At 71.6% G+C, this 15186-nt stretch carries 12 protein-coding genes; 3 read left to right on the forward strand and 9 right to left on the reverse strand.

Translation table 11 applies throughout. The features are described 5' to 3' along the window. Nucleotides 1–236: 236 nt before the first annotated feature. A complete protein-coding gene (locus ACFY4A_RS10380; protein ID WP_390828998.1) occupies nucleotides 237–860 on the forward strand; it encodes a hypothetical protein in 624 nt (207 codons plus the stop codon). 88 nt (nucleotides 861–948) lie between these two features. Here the strand turns inward: ACFY4A_RS10380 and ACFY4A_RS10385 are convergent, their stop codons facing one another. The 4 genes from ACFY4A_RS10385 to ACFY4A_RS10400 form a co-directional block, all read right to left on the reverse strand. Next, nucleotides 949–2439, reverse strand: a complete 1491-nt coding sequence (locus tag ACFY4A_RS10385) for a S28 family serine protease (RefSeq protein WP_390828999.1) — start codon at nucleotides 2437–2439, stop codon at nucleotides 949–951. A gap of 97 nt (nucleotides 2440–2536) precedes the next feature. Then, a complete protein-coding gene (locus ACFY4A_RS10390) occupies nucleotides 2537–2911 on the reverse strand; it encodes a hypothetical protein (RefSeq protein ID WP_390829000.1) in 375 nt (124 codons plus the stop codon). Nucleotides 2912–3003: 92 nt separating this feature from the next. Further along, nucleotides 3004–6732, reverse strand: a complete 3729-nt coding sequence (locus tag ACFY4A_RS10395) for an ABC transporter ATP-binding protein (protein ID WP_390829001.1) — start codon at nucleotides 6730–6732, stop codon at nucleotides 3004–3006. Nucleotides 6733–6829: 97 nt separating this feature from the next. Next, the gene (locus ACFY4A_RS10400) at nucleotides 6830–7753 is read right to left on the reverse strand and encodes a serine hydrolase (protein ID WP_390829002.1); all 924 of its coding nucleotides are present in this window, start codon (nucleotides 7751–7753) and stop codon (nucleotides 6830–6832) included. A 190-nt stretch (nucleotides 7754–7943) separates the two neighbouring features. Here ACFY4A_RS10400 and ACFY4A_RS10405 point away from each other — a divergent pair, with 190 nt between their 5' ends. Beyond that, nucleotides 7944–8315 carry a hypothetical protein gene (locus tag ACFY4A_RS10405; RefSeq protein ID WP_390829003.1) on the forward strand — a complete coding sequence of 124 codons (372 nt, stop codon included), beginning with the start codon at nucleotides 7944–7946 and terminating at the stop codon, nucleotides 8313–8315. A 43-nt stretch (nucleotides 8316–8358) separates the two neighbouring features. On the opposite strand, the gene ACFY4A_RS10410 is transcribed toward ACFY4A_RS10405, so the two are convergent. After that, nucleotides 8359–9366: a helix-turn-helix domain-containing protein gene (locus tag ACFY4A_RS10410; RefSeq protein WP_390829004.1), complete on the reverse strand. Its 1008-nt coding sequence runs from the start codon at nucleotides 9364–9366 to the stop codon at nucleotides 8359–8361. Continuing rightward, nucleotides 9353–10177, reverse strand: a complete 825-nt coding sequence (locus ACFY4A_RS10415; RefSeq protein ID WP_390829005.1) for a helix-turn-helix domain-containing protein — start codon at nucleotides 10175–10177, stop codon at nucleotides 9353–9355. Before ACFY4A_RS10415 ends, ACFY4A_RS10410 begins: the two co-directional genes overlap by 14 nt. A gap of 325 nt (nucleotides 10178–10502) precedes the next feature. Here ACFY4A_RS10415 and ACFY4A_RS10420 point away from each other — a divergent pair, with 325 nt between their 5' ends. Continuing rightward, nucleotides 10503–10904, forward strand: a complete 402-nt coding sequence (locus ACFY4A_RS10420) for a peptidoglycan-binding protein (protein WP_390829006.1) — start codon at nucleotides 10503–10505, stop codon at nucleotides 10902–10904. A gap of 28 nt (nucleotides 10905–10932) precedes the next feature. On the opposite strand, the gene ACFY4A_RS10425 is transcribed toward ACFY4A_RS10420, so the two are convergent. The 3 genes from ACFY4A_RS10425 to ACFY4A_RS10435 are packed head-to-tail and all read right to left on the reverse strand — an operon-like array spanning nucleotide 10933 to nucleotide 15163. Beyond that, nucleotides 10933–12669, reverse strand: coding sequence for a thiamine pyrophosphate-binding protein (locus ACFY4A_RS10425; RefSeq protein WP_390829007.1), 1737 nt, complete (start codon nucleotides 12667–12669; stop codon nucleotides 10933–10935). 5 nt (nucleotides 12670–12674) lie between these two features. Further along, complete coding sequence (speB, locus tag ACFY4A_RS10430) at nucleotides 12675–13646, reverse strand: agmatinase (RefSeq protein ID WP_390829008.1); 972 nt, start codon at nucleotides 13644–13646, stop codon at nucleotides 12675–12677. 56 nt (nucleotides 13647–13702) lie between these two features. Next, the gene (locus tag ACFY4A_RS10435) at nucleotides 13703–15163 is read right to left on the reverse strand and encodes a sodium:solute symporter (RefSeq protein WP_390829009.1); all 1461 of its coding nucleotides are present in this window, start codon (nucleotides 15161–15163) and stop codon (nucleotides 13703–13705) included. Nucleotides 15164–15186: the final 23 nt, after the last annotated feature.

The following is a 15186-nucleotide window of genomic DNA, read 5'->3' on the forward strand; positions in this document are numbered from 1 at the left end:
TCCGCGTACTGGGCGTACGCGGGCGATCCCGACAACGCGGCGAGGCGCCGTGCCAGGCGTCGCGGGGCAGGCGGGACTTTCGAAACACGCCCTAGCCGTCCTCGCGCGTCGGGCGTACGGCGCTTACGCCGCACCCCCGGCGCGCCACCGCCAACAGGCCCGAAGCACCCCGCACGCCTGGCGTGGCCCCGCTGTGGCGGGCCACGCTGGGCCGGGGGGTGGACCGGGGGATGGCGATGCGCGGGAAATGGTCCGTGGGGGTGGCGGGCGCCCTGCAGGCGCTGCTCGTGGCTCTGCTGACGGGCTGCGGGCAGCCACCCGGATCCACGGGCGGCCAGGAGCGGGGCGGTGCCCCGGTCTCCGCGCGGCCCTCCGGTCACGGCGCGGTGTTCCTCGGCGTGGGCGAGTGCAGTTCCTTCGGCACGACGAGCTTCACCGAGGTGGCGTGCTCCGGCGGACGGGCGGCGGCCCGGGTGATCGCCCGCCGCGACGGCCGGCCCGGCGACGGCCCGCCCTGCCCGCTGGACACCGACTTCGTCCTGCACGTCGGCGCCCAGCCGGCCGCCCCCGGCCAGGAGGGCGGCGCGATCCCGCAGGGCTATGCCTGCATGCGCAATCTTCAGCCGCCGCACCCCGGCGCCCCCGGCGGCGGGGGCGGTCCGCGCACCGTCGTCGGCGACTGCCTCTACGGCTCCGGCCGCGGCCAGGTCCGGGAGACCGCGTGCGACGGCACGGGCGGGCAGAAGCCGGAGTACCGGGTGACGCGGGCGGTGCGCAGCCGCGACCAGTGCCCCGCGTCGACCGCCCTGTACGTCCGGCTGGGCGGCGACGAACCGGTGGGCTGCGCCCGGAAACTGTGACTCCGGGCGCAGCCCACCTGTGGGTCAGCGCCGCTCGATCAGCGCGTGCGGATCAGCGCGTGCGGATCAGCGCGTGCGGATCAGCGCGTCACGGCCTGAGCGCGGGCTCGCGCTCCACGTCCCGCACGTCCAGCTTGGCGTCGAAGCCGGCCAGCGGCTTGGCCACCGACGGGTTCGACTGGACCGCCGGGGTGGCGACTCCGGCCCACTCGAGGATCCTGGCCGTGGCGAGTGCCTTCTCGTCCGGCACGAGACCGGCCACGTTCGCCCCGTGGTTCATGCCGGGCGCCGTGAAGACGTAGGAGTCCCGCGCCCCGTTGCCGAGGCGGAACGGCTCCGCGCCCCACGGGTCGTTCTGCCCGTAGACGAAGAGCATGTGGTTCGCGTGCCGGCGCACCCAGGTGTCCACGTCACGCATCGCCGACGGCTGGAACCTCATCGGGATGGACCGCGGCACGAAGTTGCGCGGCGACTGGTAGCCGTAGCGGATCAGCTCCTTCTCGATGTACGGGAAGTGGATGGTCGGCGCGCCCAGCTCCGTACCCGCCTGGTAGTAGTACGGCGTGTAGGGCTCAAGGCCCTGGTCGGTGTAGAAGGAGAACTCGGAGATGTCGTCGACGGAGTCCCAGATCTGCTGGTCGGTGGCGTCCTCGGCGTCAGCCGGGATCGTGTCGCAGTCCTCCAGCCCGCCGTACTGCCAAAAGCCCCACACGTAGTCGAGGACGACGGCCTCGTACGCCTTGTCGAGGCTGCCGACGGTGGTGAAGGTGTAGCCCTTGTCGGCGGCTTCCTGGGCGTACTTGTCCTTCAGCCGCTCCCGGCGCACCAGCGCCTCCCGCTGCACCCCGTTCAGCCGGTCGCGGCACTCCTCGGTGCCGACGGTGGCGAAGAAGCGGTCGTAGGCGGAGTCCTCCTTGTTGACCACGTCGTTGGGGGCGACGTAGGCGACCACGCCGTCCATGTCCTGGGGGTAGAAGCGCTCGTAGTAGGTGGCCGTCATGCCGCCCTTGGAGGCGCCGGTGGCGATCCAGTTGTGGGTGTAGAGCGGCTTCAGGGCCTGGAAGATACGGTGCTGGTCGCTGGCGGCCTGCCAGATGTCGAGCTTGGACCAGTCGGCCGGGGACGGCCGGGACGGGGTGAAGAAGCGGTACTCCATGGAGACCTGGTTGCCGTCCACGATCTGGGTGGGCTCGCGGCGGCCCGGGTTCGTGGAGACGTGGTAGCCGCCGGTGTGGAAGACCGTCGGGCGGTCGACTCCCTTGTGCATCACGGTGATCCGCTGCTGGAAGGTGCCCTTCGACGGATCGTGGTGGTCGACCGGCTGGGTGTAGTTGAGGACGAAGAAGCGGTAGCCGGCGTAGGGCTTCTCCTGGATCAGGCTCATGCCCGGAATGGCCAGGAGCTGGTTCAGGATGTCGGTTTCCGTGCTGTTTGCGGTGCCGTTCGTGGCCTCCGGCGATGGGGGTACCCCCTGCTCGAGCGGAGCCGAGAGCTTGGGGGACGCGGTGGCCGCCCCCGCCGTGCCCAGCGTGCCGATGGACACCGTGAGCGCGAGCAGCCATCTGAGCGCCTTGCGCATGCACCCTCCCTGTGAAACAGATGTTCGCCGGAAGCTATCGGAGCAACTCGGATGCACACCAGGGGAGATGGGGAATTCCCTGCACGGATCCCGGGATTCAGCAGAGGATCCAGCCGCTGCCCACCAACTGCGATCCCACCGATCCGGCGACCCGCACGCACCGGTGGCCGGCGTGCACGGTGACCGGGCCGGCATGCCGGGAGTAGCGGCCCTTGTCGGTGACCGGGCGGTTGCCGCGGGCCTGCACGGTGACCGACATCGGCCGCTTGGTGCCGGGCTTCTTCGCTACGGTGAGGGCGCAGACGTAGCCGTCGCGCTTGTGGACGTGGACGGTGCCGGTGGCGAAGGGGAGCGTCCTGACCTCGCGGCCGGAGCAGGCGGCGGCTGCCGCCCGGGCGGTGCCGGGCGCGGCGAACGCCAGCAGCACCGCCCCGGTCAGCACGGCCACGACCGGCGCCCGCCTCCGGCGCATCGCACCACTGTCCACGGTCCCCCCTGACGGCAGCGTACAAGCGTACGGATGTACGGACGCGGCCCGTGGGCCGGATGGTTGCGCCCGCAGGCTCAGCGTGACGCGCTGACCGGCTCCTCCGTCTCCGGCGCGCCGACGAACGTCCGCCACAGCTCGGCGTACCGCCCGTCGCGGGCCAGCAGTTCCTCGTGCGTGCCGTCCTCGGCGACCCGGCCGTGGTCCATCACCACCACCCGGTCGGCGCGGGCGGCCGTCGTGAGCCGGTGGGCGACCACCAGCGTCGTACGGCGGCCCGCGAGCCGGTCGGTGGCCTGGTTGACCTGTGCCTCGGTGGCCAGGTCGAGCGCGGCGGTCGCCTCGTCGAGGAGCAGGACGTCGGGGTCGACGAGTTCGGCGCGGGCCAGCGCGATCAGCTGGCGCTGGCCGGCCGACAGGTTGCGTCCGCGCTCGGCGACCTCGTGCAGGTAGCCGCCCTCCAGGGTCGCGATCATCTCGTGCGCGCCGACCGCGCGCGCGGCGGCCTCCACTTCGGAGTCGGTGGCGTCGGGACGGCCGTAGGCGATGGCGTCGCGGACGGTGCCCGGGAAGAGGTACGCCTCCTGCGGCACGACCCCGAGCCGGTGCCGGTACGCGGTGAGGTCCAGCGCCCTGAGGTCCGTGCCGTCGACGGTCACCCGGCCGCCGGTCGGGTCGTAGAACCGGGCCACCAGCTTCACCAGGGTCGACTTGCCCGCGCCGGTCTCGCCCACGAAGGCGACGGTCTGCCCGGCCGGGATACGCAGGTCGACGCCGGTGAGTGCCGCTTCGCCCTCGTCGGCGGCGCCGTACCGGAAGTGCACGTCCTCGAAGGCGATCTCGCCGCGCAGGCCGGGCACGTCGAGGGGCTCGGCGGCGGACTTCGTGGACGTCGGCTCCCGGAGCAGTTCCTGGATGCGGCCCAGGGAGACGGTCGCCTGCTGGTAGCCGTCGAAGACCTGGGAGAGCTGCTGGACGGGCGCGAAGAACAGGTCGATGTAGAGCAGGTACGCCACCAGGGCGCCCGTGGTCAGCGTGGGCGCCTCCACCCGGCCCGCGCCCGCGATCAGCACCGAGGCCGCCGCGACCGAGGACAGGAACTGCACGAACGGGAAGTAGACCGAGATCAGCCGCTGGCCCCGGATCCGCGCCTGGCGGTAGCCGTCGCTGCGCCCGGCGAACCGCCGCCCGCCGTCCCGTTCGCGCCGGAAGGCCTGCACGATCCGCAGTCCGGCCACCGACTCCTGGAGGTCGGCGTTGACCACCGCCACCCGCTCACGGGCGAGTTCGTACGCCTTCACGCTCGCCCGGCGGAAGAAGAACGTGGCGACGGCCAGCGGCGGCAGCGTCGCGAAGACGACCAGCGCCAGCTCTACGTCGATCACCAGCAGGGCGACCATGATGCCGAAGAAGGTGACGACCGAGACGAACGCCGTGACCAGACCGGTCTGCAGGAACGTCGACAGCGCGTCCACGTCCGTGGTCATCCGGGTCATGATCCGGCCGGTCAGCTCGCGCTCGTAGTAGTCCAGGCCGAGCCGCTGGAGCTGGGCGAAGATCTTCAGGCGCAGCGAGTACAGCACCCGCTCCCCGATCCGCCCGGTCATCCGGGTCTCGCCGATCTGCGCCGACCACTGCACCAGCACGGCGAGCAGGGCGAGCAGCGAGGCCGCCCAGACGGCTCCCAGGGCCATCCGTGTGACGCCCTGGTCGATGCCGTGCCGGATCAGGATCGGCAGCAGCAGGCCCATGCCGGCGTCCACGGCGACGAGGCCGAGGCTGACCAGGAGCGGCAGGCCGAAGCCGCGCAGCAGGCGGCGCAGGCCGTAGGAGACCTCCGGGCGGACGGCCCGCCGCTCGTCGATGTCGGGGATGTCGGTCGCCGGCGGCAGCGCCGCGACCTGGGCGAGCAGTTCGGGGGTGGCGGGCATGCCGGCCATCGCCGTGTCCCGGGGCTCACGCTCCCCCGCCCACAACCTGGGCGTGATGCCGCGCTCGGCGTCGAACTCGGCGTCCAGCTCCGCACGGACGGAGATGTCCTCCGGGGGAGCGGCGGGCTGGGCGTGGCCCGGCGAGACGCCGCCGAGCTCGTCGGGGTCGGTGAGCAGGCTGCGGTAGAGGGCCGACCGCTCCTGGAGCTCGTCGTGGGTGCCGATGTCGGCGAGGCGGCCCTGGTCGAGGACGGCGATGCGGTCGGCGAGGTTCAGGGTGGAGCGGCGGTGGGCGATGAGGAGGGTGGTACGGCCCTCCATGACCTGCGCCAGGGCCTCGTGGATCTCGTGCTCGACGCGGGCGTCCACGGCCGAGGTGGCGTCGTCCAGGACGAGCAGGCGCGGGTCGGTGAGGATCGCGCGGGCCAGTGCGATGCGCTGGCGCTGGCCGCCGGAGAGGGTCAGACCGTGCTCGCCGACCTTGGTGTCGTAGCCCTCGGGCAGCTCGGCGACGAAGCGGTCGGCCTGGGCGGCGCGTGCGGCGGCCTCGATCTGCTCCCGGGTGGCGTCCGGGCGGCCGTAGGCGATGTTGGCGCGCACGGTGTCGGAGAACAGGAAGGAGTCCTCGGGCACCAGGCCGATCGCGGCCCTGAGCGAGTCCAGGGTCAGCTCGCGCACGTCGTGGCCGCCGACGAGGACGGCGCCGTGGGTGACGTCGTAGAAGCGGGGCAGCAGCAGGGAGACCGTGGACTTGCCGGAGCCGGAGGAGCCGACGACGGCCAGGGTCTCGCCGGGGCGGATCTCGAAGGACAGCCCCTGGAGGACGGGCCGGCCGTCCGCGTAGCCGAACGAGACGTCGTCGAATTCGACGGTGGCGGGCGCTTCGGCGGGCAGCTCCCTGGTGCCCCCGGTCAGGGTGGGCTCCGTGTCGATCAACTCCAGGACGCGTTCGGTGCCGGCCCTGGCCTGCTGCCCGACCGTGAGCACCACGGCGAGCATGCGGACCGGGCCGACGAGCTGGGCGAGATAGGCGGAGAAGGCGACGAACGTGCCCAGCGTGATGTGCCCGCGCACGGCGAGCCACCCGCCGAGGGCCAGCATGGCGACCTGGCCGAGCGCGGGGACGGCCTGGAGCGCGGGGGTGAACCTGGAGTTCAGCCGGATGGTGCGCAGCCGCCCGGCGAACAGCCTGCGGCCGACCTCGCGCAGCTTGGCGGTCTCCTGCTCCTCCTGTCCGAACCCCTTCACCACGCGTACGCCGCTCACCGCGCCGTCGACCACGCCGGCGACGGCGGCGGCCTGCGCCTGGGCGTACCAGGTGGCGGGGTGGAGCTTGGTGCGGCTGCGCCGGGCGATCCAGCCGAGGGCCGGGGCGACGGCGAGGGCGACCAGGGTCAGCGGCAGCGACAGCCAGGCCATGATCACCAGGGAGATCAGGAAGAGCAGTACGTTGCCGATGGTCATCGGCAGCATGAAGAGCAGACCCTGGATCAGCTGGAGGTCGCTGGTGGCCCGGCCGACCACCTGGCCGGTGGACAACTCGTCCTGGCGTCTGCCGTCGAGCCGGGTGATCGTCTCGTACATCTCCGTCCGCAGGTCGTGCTGGACGTCGAGGGCGAGCCGTCCGCCGTAGTAGCGGCGGATGTAGGTGAGGACGTAGACGACGAGCGCGGCGGCGATCAGGGCGCCCGCCCAGGGGACCATACGGCGGCTGTGGTCGCCGATCACGTCGTCGATGATCACCTTGGTGATCAGCGGCACCAGCGCCGTGACGGCCATGCCGGCCAGCGAGGCTCCGAGGGCGAGGACGACGTCCTTCGGGTAACGCCAGGCGTACCCGGCCAGTCTCCGCGCCCACCCCGGCTGCGCTGCCACGTCGGTGCCTCCCTCAAGACCTGATCTTCCGGAAGACACCAACGCTGGCGGCGGCGGATTTCATCCCTCCATGACGGCGCGCCCGGCGGCGCGGGGGTCACCCGCTCGGCGGGACCGCCACGAAAGCCTCCCTGGGCGTGGTGGTCGGCGTGTAGCGCACGGTGTTCGTCGTCGTGGGGACGAGGTCCTTGTGGATGACCTTGGCGATGTTCTGGATGGTGGTGACGCCGTAGTTCATGGTGCTGTTGTCCTGTGTCAGCACGGTGATCATGTAGTCGCGGCCGGCGCCGTTGAAGGTGCCGACGCTGTGCACCCGCCAGCCGTGGGTGGAGCGCGACAGCCATCCGTTCTTGACGTGCACGGCGACGGAGGACGGCGCCCCTGCGGGCGTGCCCCAGCGCTGGGAGGAGACGACCTGGCCCATGAGCTTGAGGATGTAGGCGCGGGAGTTGTCGCTCAGCACGGAGTTCTTCGCCGTGATCAGTCCGAGCAGCTTCTGCTCGTCGCGCACGGTGATCTGGGTCAGGCCCCAGTAGCCGTTCGCGCCGGGCTTGGTCTGGGTCATGCCGGCCGCGGTCAGGAAGCCCTTGACCTTCGTCACGCCCAGCTGCCTCCACAGGGTGGAGGTGGCGTTGTTGTCCGACTTGGTGATCATTGCTTTGGCGAGCGTGGACTCGCGCGTGGTGAGGTAGCGGTTGTGCTTCTTGGCGTCCCACAGCAGGGTGGCGAGGACGGTGACCTTGACCACGCTCGCCGAGTCGTAGGCGGTCGACTGCCTCAGCGTGCAGGTCGTGTTGGTGCCGCGGTCGCGCAGACCGACGGCGATGGTGCCCTTGCGGCCCTTCATGGCCGCGGTGATGTCCTTCTGCAACTTGGCTGCCAGGCCCGCCTTGCCGGACGTGCAGCTGACCGTGGGTGCGGCGGCCGCGGCAGGCGTCGCGGCGGCCACGCAGGGAATCAGCATCCCGGCGCCCACGCCCGCCGCGAGCACTCTGGCGCGTCGGGTTATCCAGTGAGTCATGCCCAGTTGACGTGCGAAGTGCGGCGGATGGTTGTGCGAGTTGGCGGAGATTTGACCCGCCGTTACCCACCCAGCGGTAGCCACGGCGGATCCCCCCTCCCTCGGCACACTGGTCGCCTTGACCGCAGGGTGTGTGGATATCACGTGGTTCATAGGCGAGTTGCCGCACCACTCTGGGCAGAAATCAGGCATGCCCGATCAGATGCCAAGCGATCACTTCGCGTCCGGACGCCTCCTCGCGGCGCTGTGGACGCTGCGCCTCCTCGGCGGCGATGGGGGAACCCCACCCGAACAGGACGGCTTCCTGGCGAAGAAGGTGCCCGCGGCGCTGCTGCGGGAAGAACTGGGGTCCCTGACGGACCACCTCTTCGCGGCGAAGAGCCGGGGCGGCGACCGCTGGGAGGCGGCCGTGAAGGTGTTCCGCGAGATACCGGACCTGCTTCCGTCGAAGAAGCTGCCGAGCACCACCATGGGTCCCGACGAACAGACGGCGTTCGCGAAGGGATACGCCAAGCAGCGTTCCCTGCACGCCAAGGAGTTCGGTCGGCTCCTGGAAACGTGACCATGCGATTCACCGGAGGCCGCCGACCAGCCGTCGCGCCCCCTCACCCGGGCGGGCCCGCGTCACGCAGGCCGAAGCAGCGGCGCTCCTTCTCCCGTACCAGACAGGCGCTGACGCCGTCCGGTCCGGCGCGGCCGAGGGCGATCATGGGGGTGGAGAGGGAACCCTTCGCGTCGTACTCGTCCTTGACCTCTGCCGACAGCGGAGCATGGCCCGGCATGCGGATCTCGACCCGATCGCCGACCTCCCCCAGGTCGATACGGGCCCACACGGCATGGCAGGCGGCACCGTGCCGGATCTTGACCACGGTCCGTCCGGGGAAGGCCTGCTGTCGAAGCGTCGTCGGCGGGGGTGTGACGTCGCACCCGTAACTCTCGGGGTTCTTGCCCGTGCAACCGCCGCCCTCACAGCCCGGCGACGCCGGGACCGTCAGGGCGGACGTCGCCGGAGAACCGCCCCGCTGCCAGTGACCGGCTCCGAAGGCACCGGCGGCGACGAGCGCTGCCGCGACAGCGACGGCGGCCAGACCGCAGAGCCCTCCGACGACCAACTCCCGGTGCACGCGCGGGTGTGGGAGCCGGCGAGCCGCGTGACCGGTCGCCTCGGACGCGGCGCCAAGGGACGCCGACGGGGCTGCGGCGCCGTCCTCAGCGGGCCCGGCGGTGTGGTCTCCCAAGGGCTGGGCGGTGCCGCTCTTCATGGGCCCGGCCTCCGCAGGGTCCGGAGGTGACGCCGGGCGGGGCACGGGGAGTTCGGCTCGGGCGGTCGGCGGTGCGGGCCGCGGCGGACGCCCGGCACGCCCGCTCCACACGGCCTCGGCCAGCTCCCACAGAGCCAGCGGTCTGCCGGGATCCTCACCCGCCAGGGCGCACAGCGCCTCGACGGCCTGTCGGGGCGGGACCGTCTTGCCGTTGAGGTAACGCTCCCAGGAAGACTTGCTGTACTGCGTCTTGTCCGCCAGTCCGGCCAGGCTCAGGCCGGTCCGGGCGCGCAGGCCGCGCAGGGTCCCGGCCAGCCGGTCGCATTCCAGGTGCCGGTCACCGGGCGTCATGCCGCAGCGCTCCCCAGGTGTCCTCGCCGATCACCCCGTCCACGACGATGTGCGCGTCCCGCTGCAGCCGCTCCACCGCACGCTCGGTGCCGCTGCCGAAGGCCCCGTCGGCGAGCCCCGGCGAGAAGCCGTGGTGCCGCAGCAGGCACTGCGCCTCGACGACGGGCCACTGCACGGATCCCATGCCGATCAGCTCCGTTCGGGTGTTGCTGTAACCGGCGTACAGCAGACCGTCCTTGTCCCTCCGGACCGAGCACGAGTAGTCCTTGCCCGCCTGGAACACGAACGGGTGCCCGACCTGATCCGTGACGGAACTCCCCGCCGCGACCGTCGGCCGGTCCCGCGCCCCGCCGTCGTCCCAGGGGGCGGCCACCAGCAGCGCGGTCAGGGCCGACAGGGCCGTGACGGACGCCGCCGCCAGGACCGCCACCCACGACCGCCGACCGCTCCCCGGCTCGCCGTCCCGCGTGTCCTTCCCGACGTCGGCCGGCTCCTCCGGCTCCTCGGGCCTCTCCGCCTCCTTGCTCCGTGTGTCCCCTACGGCGCCGCCCAGCGCCGCCGCGGCCACCTCGTGCAGGGCCAGCAGCCGGCCGGGGTCGGCGGCACAGGCGCGGGCGAAGGCGGCCACGGCCCGCTGGGGAGGCAGGGCCCGGCCGTTGAGGTACCGGTCCCAGGAGGAACGGCTGTACCCGGTTCTGGCGGCCAGTGCCTGCAGGCTGAGACCGCTGTGGTCCTTGACCCGGCGAAGTTGCAGGACCAGTTGGCGCATCCTCGGGTCGAGCGAGGTCGGCAGTTGCTTCCAAGGAGACATGTCCCCCACATCTCTTCCGTTTGCTAGCAACTCCTTACCGAAGATGCGGTGGGTTCTCGCTCCGGTTCCCCGGCGCCGTCCCCCGAAAGGGTGCTTTCAGCCGCCGCCCGGTGTGGCTCGCGTCCCGCCACTGCCTCGTCCTACGGCACGTCCCCGCAGGTCAGGCCGTGGGACGTCCCACGTGGGCAGCATTCCGGCTGCGGTTGTGGCCCGCCCTCGCGGCCGGCGGGCAATGTCGGTGGTGCACGGCGGGGCGGCGCGTTCGTCCGACGCGGCCCCCGCCCGGCATCGACAACCGACCCCAGCAAGGAAACGGGGAGCACCCATGACCATCGGCGCAACGCACAAGTCCCTCGGGATCGGTGTCGCCACGCTCGCCCTCCTGGGCGGCGTGGCCACCGCCGGCACGGCCCACGCGACCGGGAGCGTCACCACCCACTCCACCACGGCCGCGGCGCAGAAGTGCACGTACACGAAGAGCCTCGGCTACTACTGCGGCTACTACAAGGGCAACGGCACCGTCCGCAAGGGCAGCAAGGGCAACGCGGTACGGGAGGTCCAGGCGCTGATCAACCAGACGACCTCGTACAAGCCCAAGCTCAAGGTCGACGGCGACTTCGGCAAGAACACCAAGGCCGCCGTGATCTGGTTCCAGAAGAAGTACCACGTCAAGCCGTACGACGGCATCGTCGGCAAGAAGACGTGGAAGGAGCTGCGCCTGAAGTAGAGCCCTCCGAGGCGGGTGTGCCGTCCTCTCAGCCCAGGTGCGTGGGCGCGAACATCCGCAGCACCGCCGGGAGGACGACCACCGAGGGCCCCGGCTCGGAAAGGGCCTTCGCCAGGTCGGCCGCCAGGGTCTCGGGGGTCGTGCGGACGCCCGGGACGCCGAAGGACTCGGCCAGGGCCACGTAGTCGGGGCGGGTGAGCTCCGTCGCCGTGGCCTGGCCGAAGGCGTCGGTCATGTACTCGCGGAGGATGCCGTAGCCGCCGTCGTCGACGATCAGCCAGGTGACGTCGAGGTCGTACTGGCGGGCGGTGGCCAGTTCCGCGATCGAGTACAGCGCGCCACCGTCGCCCGACACCGCCAGGACCGGGCGGGTGCGGTCCGCGGCCGCGGCTCCCAGCGCCGCCGGGAAGCCGTAGCCGAGGCCACCGGCGCCCTGGGCCGAGTGCATGGCGTTCGGGGACTTCGCGTCGAAGGCCGACCAGGCCCAGTACGCCAGGATCGTCATGTCCCAGAAGGACGGGGAGCCGATGGGCAGGGCGCGGCGGACGGACGCCAGCACATGCTGTTCCAGGGCGAGTTCCTGCGCGGCTATCCGGTCGCGGACCTTGCCCAGCACCTCGCGTACGCGGTCGGCGGCGCCCTCGTCCGCGCGCTCCTCCACCGTCTCCAGCAGGGCCTGGAGCGCCAGGCGGGCGTCGGCGTGGATGCCGAGCGCCGGGTGGTTGGACTCCAGCTTGCCGAGGTCGGCCTCGATCTGGATCAAGCGGCCGCGCGGCTTGAACGTGTGGTAGTTGGAGGAGAGTTCGCCGAGGCCGGAGCCGATGACGAGCAGGACGTCGGCGTCCTCCAGGAAGTCCGTCGTGTGCCGGTCCTCCAGCCAGGACTGGAGGGACAGCGGGTGCTCCCAGGGGAAGGCGCCCTTGCCGCCGAAGGTCGTGACGACCGGCGCGTTCAGCCGCTCCGCAAGCGCCAGCAGCTCGCCGGAAGCGTCGGCGCGGACCACTCCCCCACCCGCGATGATCGCCGGGCGAGCGGCCCTCGACAGCACGTCGGCCGCCACCGCGGTGAGTTCGGGACGCGGGACCAGCTTCTCCGGGGTCGCGTCCAGCGCCGTCACCACCGGCAGGCTCGTCCGGTCCAGCAGCACGTCCTGCGGGATCTCCACCCAAACGGGCCCGTGCGGGACCGTCAGCGCCGACTTCCAGGCGGCCGCGATCGCGGAGGGGATCTGGGACTGGGTGCGGACCGTGTGGACCGACTTCACCACGCCGCGGAAGGAGGCGGCCTGGTCGGGCAGTTCGTGCAGGTAGCCGTGGCGGCCGCCGCCGAGCCCCGCCCTCGGGATCTGGCTGCTGATGGCCAGGACGGGGGCCGAGGCCGCCGCCGCCTCCTGGAGCGCGGCCAGCGAGGTCAGCGCTCCCGGTCCGGTCGACAGCAGCAGCGGTGCGGCCTCGCCGGTGATCCGGCCGTACGCGTCGGCGGCGAAGCCCGCGTTGTTCTCCACCCGCAAGCCGACGTACGCGAGGTCCGAGCGGCGCAGCGCGTCGAACATGCCGAGGGCGTGCTGGCCGGGCAGGCCGAAGACGGTCGTCGCGCCCAGCCCGGCCAGGGTCTCCACGACCAGGTCTCCGCCGTTGCGGCCAGTTGTCACGCGGCGCGAAGCACCTCCATGAGGGGTGGCGGCCGGGCGACGGGAGGGCGGATTGAGCGCGGCCCCCGTCTGCGCGGGTGTCGGGCGGAGAACCAGGTCGTGGTCGTGCGTCACTTCGCTTACGCGTCCTTCCGGGCCGCCGCGATCTGGCGGGTCATGATCGTGGTCAGTTCGTACGCCGTGTGGGAGGCGGCCACCGAGGTGATCTCGGCGTGGTCGTACGCCGGAGCCACCTCGACGACGTCGGCGGAGACCAGGTTGCAGGACGCCAGGCCGCGCAGGATCTCCAGCAGTTCGCGGGAGGTCATGCCGCCCGCCTCGGGGGTGCCGGTGCCGGGCGCGTGCGCGGGGTCGAGGCAGTCGATGTCGATGGAGATGTACAGCGGGCGGTCGCCGATGCGCTGCCGCAACTGGTCGGCCACCTCGTCGGCGCCACGGCGGTAGACGTCGGCCGAGGTGACGATGCCGAAGCCCATCTTCTCGTCGTCGCTGAGGTCCTGCTTGCCGTACAGCGGGCCCCGGGTACCGACGTGGGAGAGTGCCTCCGTGTCGAGGATGCCCTCCTCCACCGCCCGCCGGAACGGGGTGCCGTGCGTGTACTCGGCGCCGAAGTAGGTGTCCCAGGTGTCGAGATGGGCGTCGAAGTGGAGCAGCGCGACCGGGCCGTGCTTCTTGGCGACGGACCGCAGCAGCGGCAGCGCGATGGTGTGGTCGCCACCGAGAGTCATCAACCGGGCGCCGGTGCCGAGGAGTTCGTCGGCTGCGGCCTCGATGGTCTCGACGGCCTCGTTGATGTTGAACGGGTTCACGGCGATGTCGCCGCCGTCCGCGACCTGGGCGAGCGCGAACGGGGAGGCGTCCTGCGCCGGGTTGTAGGGGCGCAGCAGCCGGGACGCCTCACGGATGGCGTTGCCGCCGAAGCGGGCGCCCGGCCGGTACGAGACGCCGGAGTCGAACGGCACGCCCACCACGGCGACGTCGGTGGTGCCCACCTCGTCGAGGCGGGGCAGCCGGGCGAAGGTCGCGGGGCCGGCGTACCGCGGGACGCGGGAGGAGTCGACGGGACCGCGGGGCGTCTCGGTGCTGCTCATACTGAAATGCCTTCTTTCTTGCGCTTCGTCGCGTATGTGATGGCTCGTGATCGACTCTACTGGTGAGCGGGGGCCGGTTCGGAGGCGAGTTCGGGAGTGCGCCCGGCGAGCCGCTCGCGCCAGGCGGCGAGGACGGCCTCGTCGGTCGGCTTCGTCGCCAGGGAGACGACGACGTAGGCGGCCAGGGAGGACAACAGGCCGTAGTAGACGGGCTCGTTGGCGAGGATGCCGAAGGCCGCCATGAGGCCGATGACCGCGGCGCCGCCGACGATCACGGAGGCGAGGGCGCCCTGCGCGGTGCCGCGCTTCCACAGCAGCCCGCCGAGGATCGGCACGAGGAGCCCGCCGACGAGCAGGTTGTAGGCGACGGTCAGGGCCTCGACGACGTTGTTGAGCGCGATGGCGGTGCAGATCACGCCGACGCCCATGATCAGGATGAAGGCGCGGTTGCCCTTGACCTCGTCGTGCGCTTCCCCGTCACGGTGGACGACGCCGCGCAGCCGGGACCAGATGTCGTTGTTGGCGACGGTGGCGCAGGCGATCAGCGCGCCGGAGGAGGTGGACATCACCGCGGCCAGGGCGGCGGCGAGCACCAGGCCGCGAATACCGATGGGCAGGTCGTCCTTGACGATGGTGGCGAAGGCGTCGTCGGCGCTGCCGAGCTTGGGGTAGAGCACCTTGGCGGCGGTGCCGATGACCGCGCCGGCGATCGCGTAGACCAGGCAGTAGGTGCCGGCGACGGTGCCGCCCCACTTGGCGGTGGTGTCGCTGCGGGCGGTGAACACGCGCTGCCAGATGTCCTGGCCGATGAGCATGCCGAAGGTGTAGATCAGGACGTACGTGAAGATCGTCTCGCCGCCGATGCCCAGCGGGTCGAAGTAGGAGGTCGGCAGCTTGGCCTTCATCTCGCTGAAGCCGCCCGCCTTGACGACGGCGATGGGCAGCAGCAGGAGCAGCACGCCGATCGTCTTGACCACGAACTGCACCATGTCGGTCAGCGTGATGGACCACATGCCGCCGAGGGTGGAGTAGGCGACGACGATCGTGCCGCCAAGGATGATCGCGACGGTGCGGTTCAGGTCGAACAGGACGTCGAAGATCGTGGCGTACGCGATGGTGGAGGTCACCGCCAGCATCAGGGTGTACGCCCACATCACCACGCCCGAGATGACGCCCGCCCGGCCGCCGTAGCGCAGGTCGAGCATCTCGGAGACGGTGTAGACCTTCAGTCGGGCGATGCGGGCGGAGAAGAACACCGACAGGGCCAGCAGGCCGAGGCCGATGGTGAACACCATCCAGGCGCCGGAGAGGCCGTACTTGTAGCCGAGGCCGACGCCGCCGATGGTGGACGCGCCGCCGAGGACGATCGCCGCCATGGTGCCGGAGTACATCGCGGGGCCCAGGCGGCGGCCCGCGACCAGGAACTCGCTCTTGGACCTGGCACGGCGCATACCCCACCAGCCCATGGCCAGCATGCCGGCGAGATAGACGACGATCACTGTGTAGTCGACGGCCATGTGGGGCCCTCCTTCGCGCACAT

Origin of the sequence: Streptomyces sp. NPDC001292 (assembly GCF_042896465.1) — a bacterium.
Classification (GTDB): domain Bacteria; phylum Actinomycetota; class Actinomycetes; order Streptomycetales; family Streptomycetaceae; genus Streptomyces.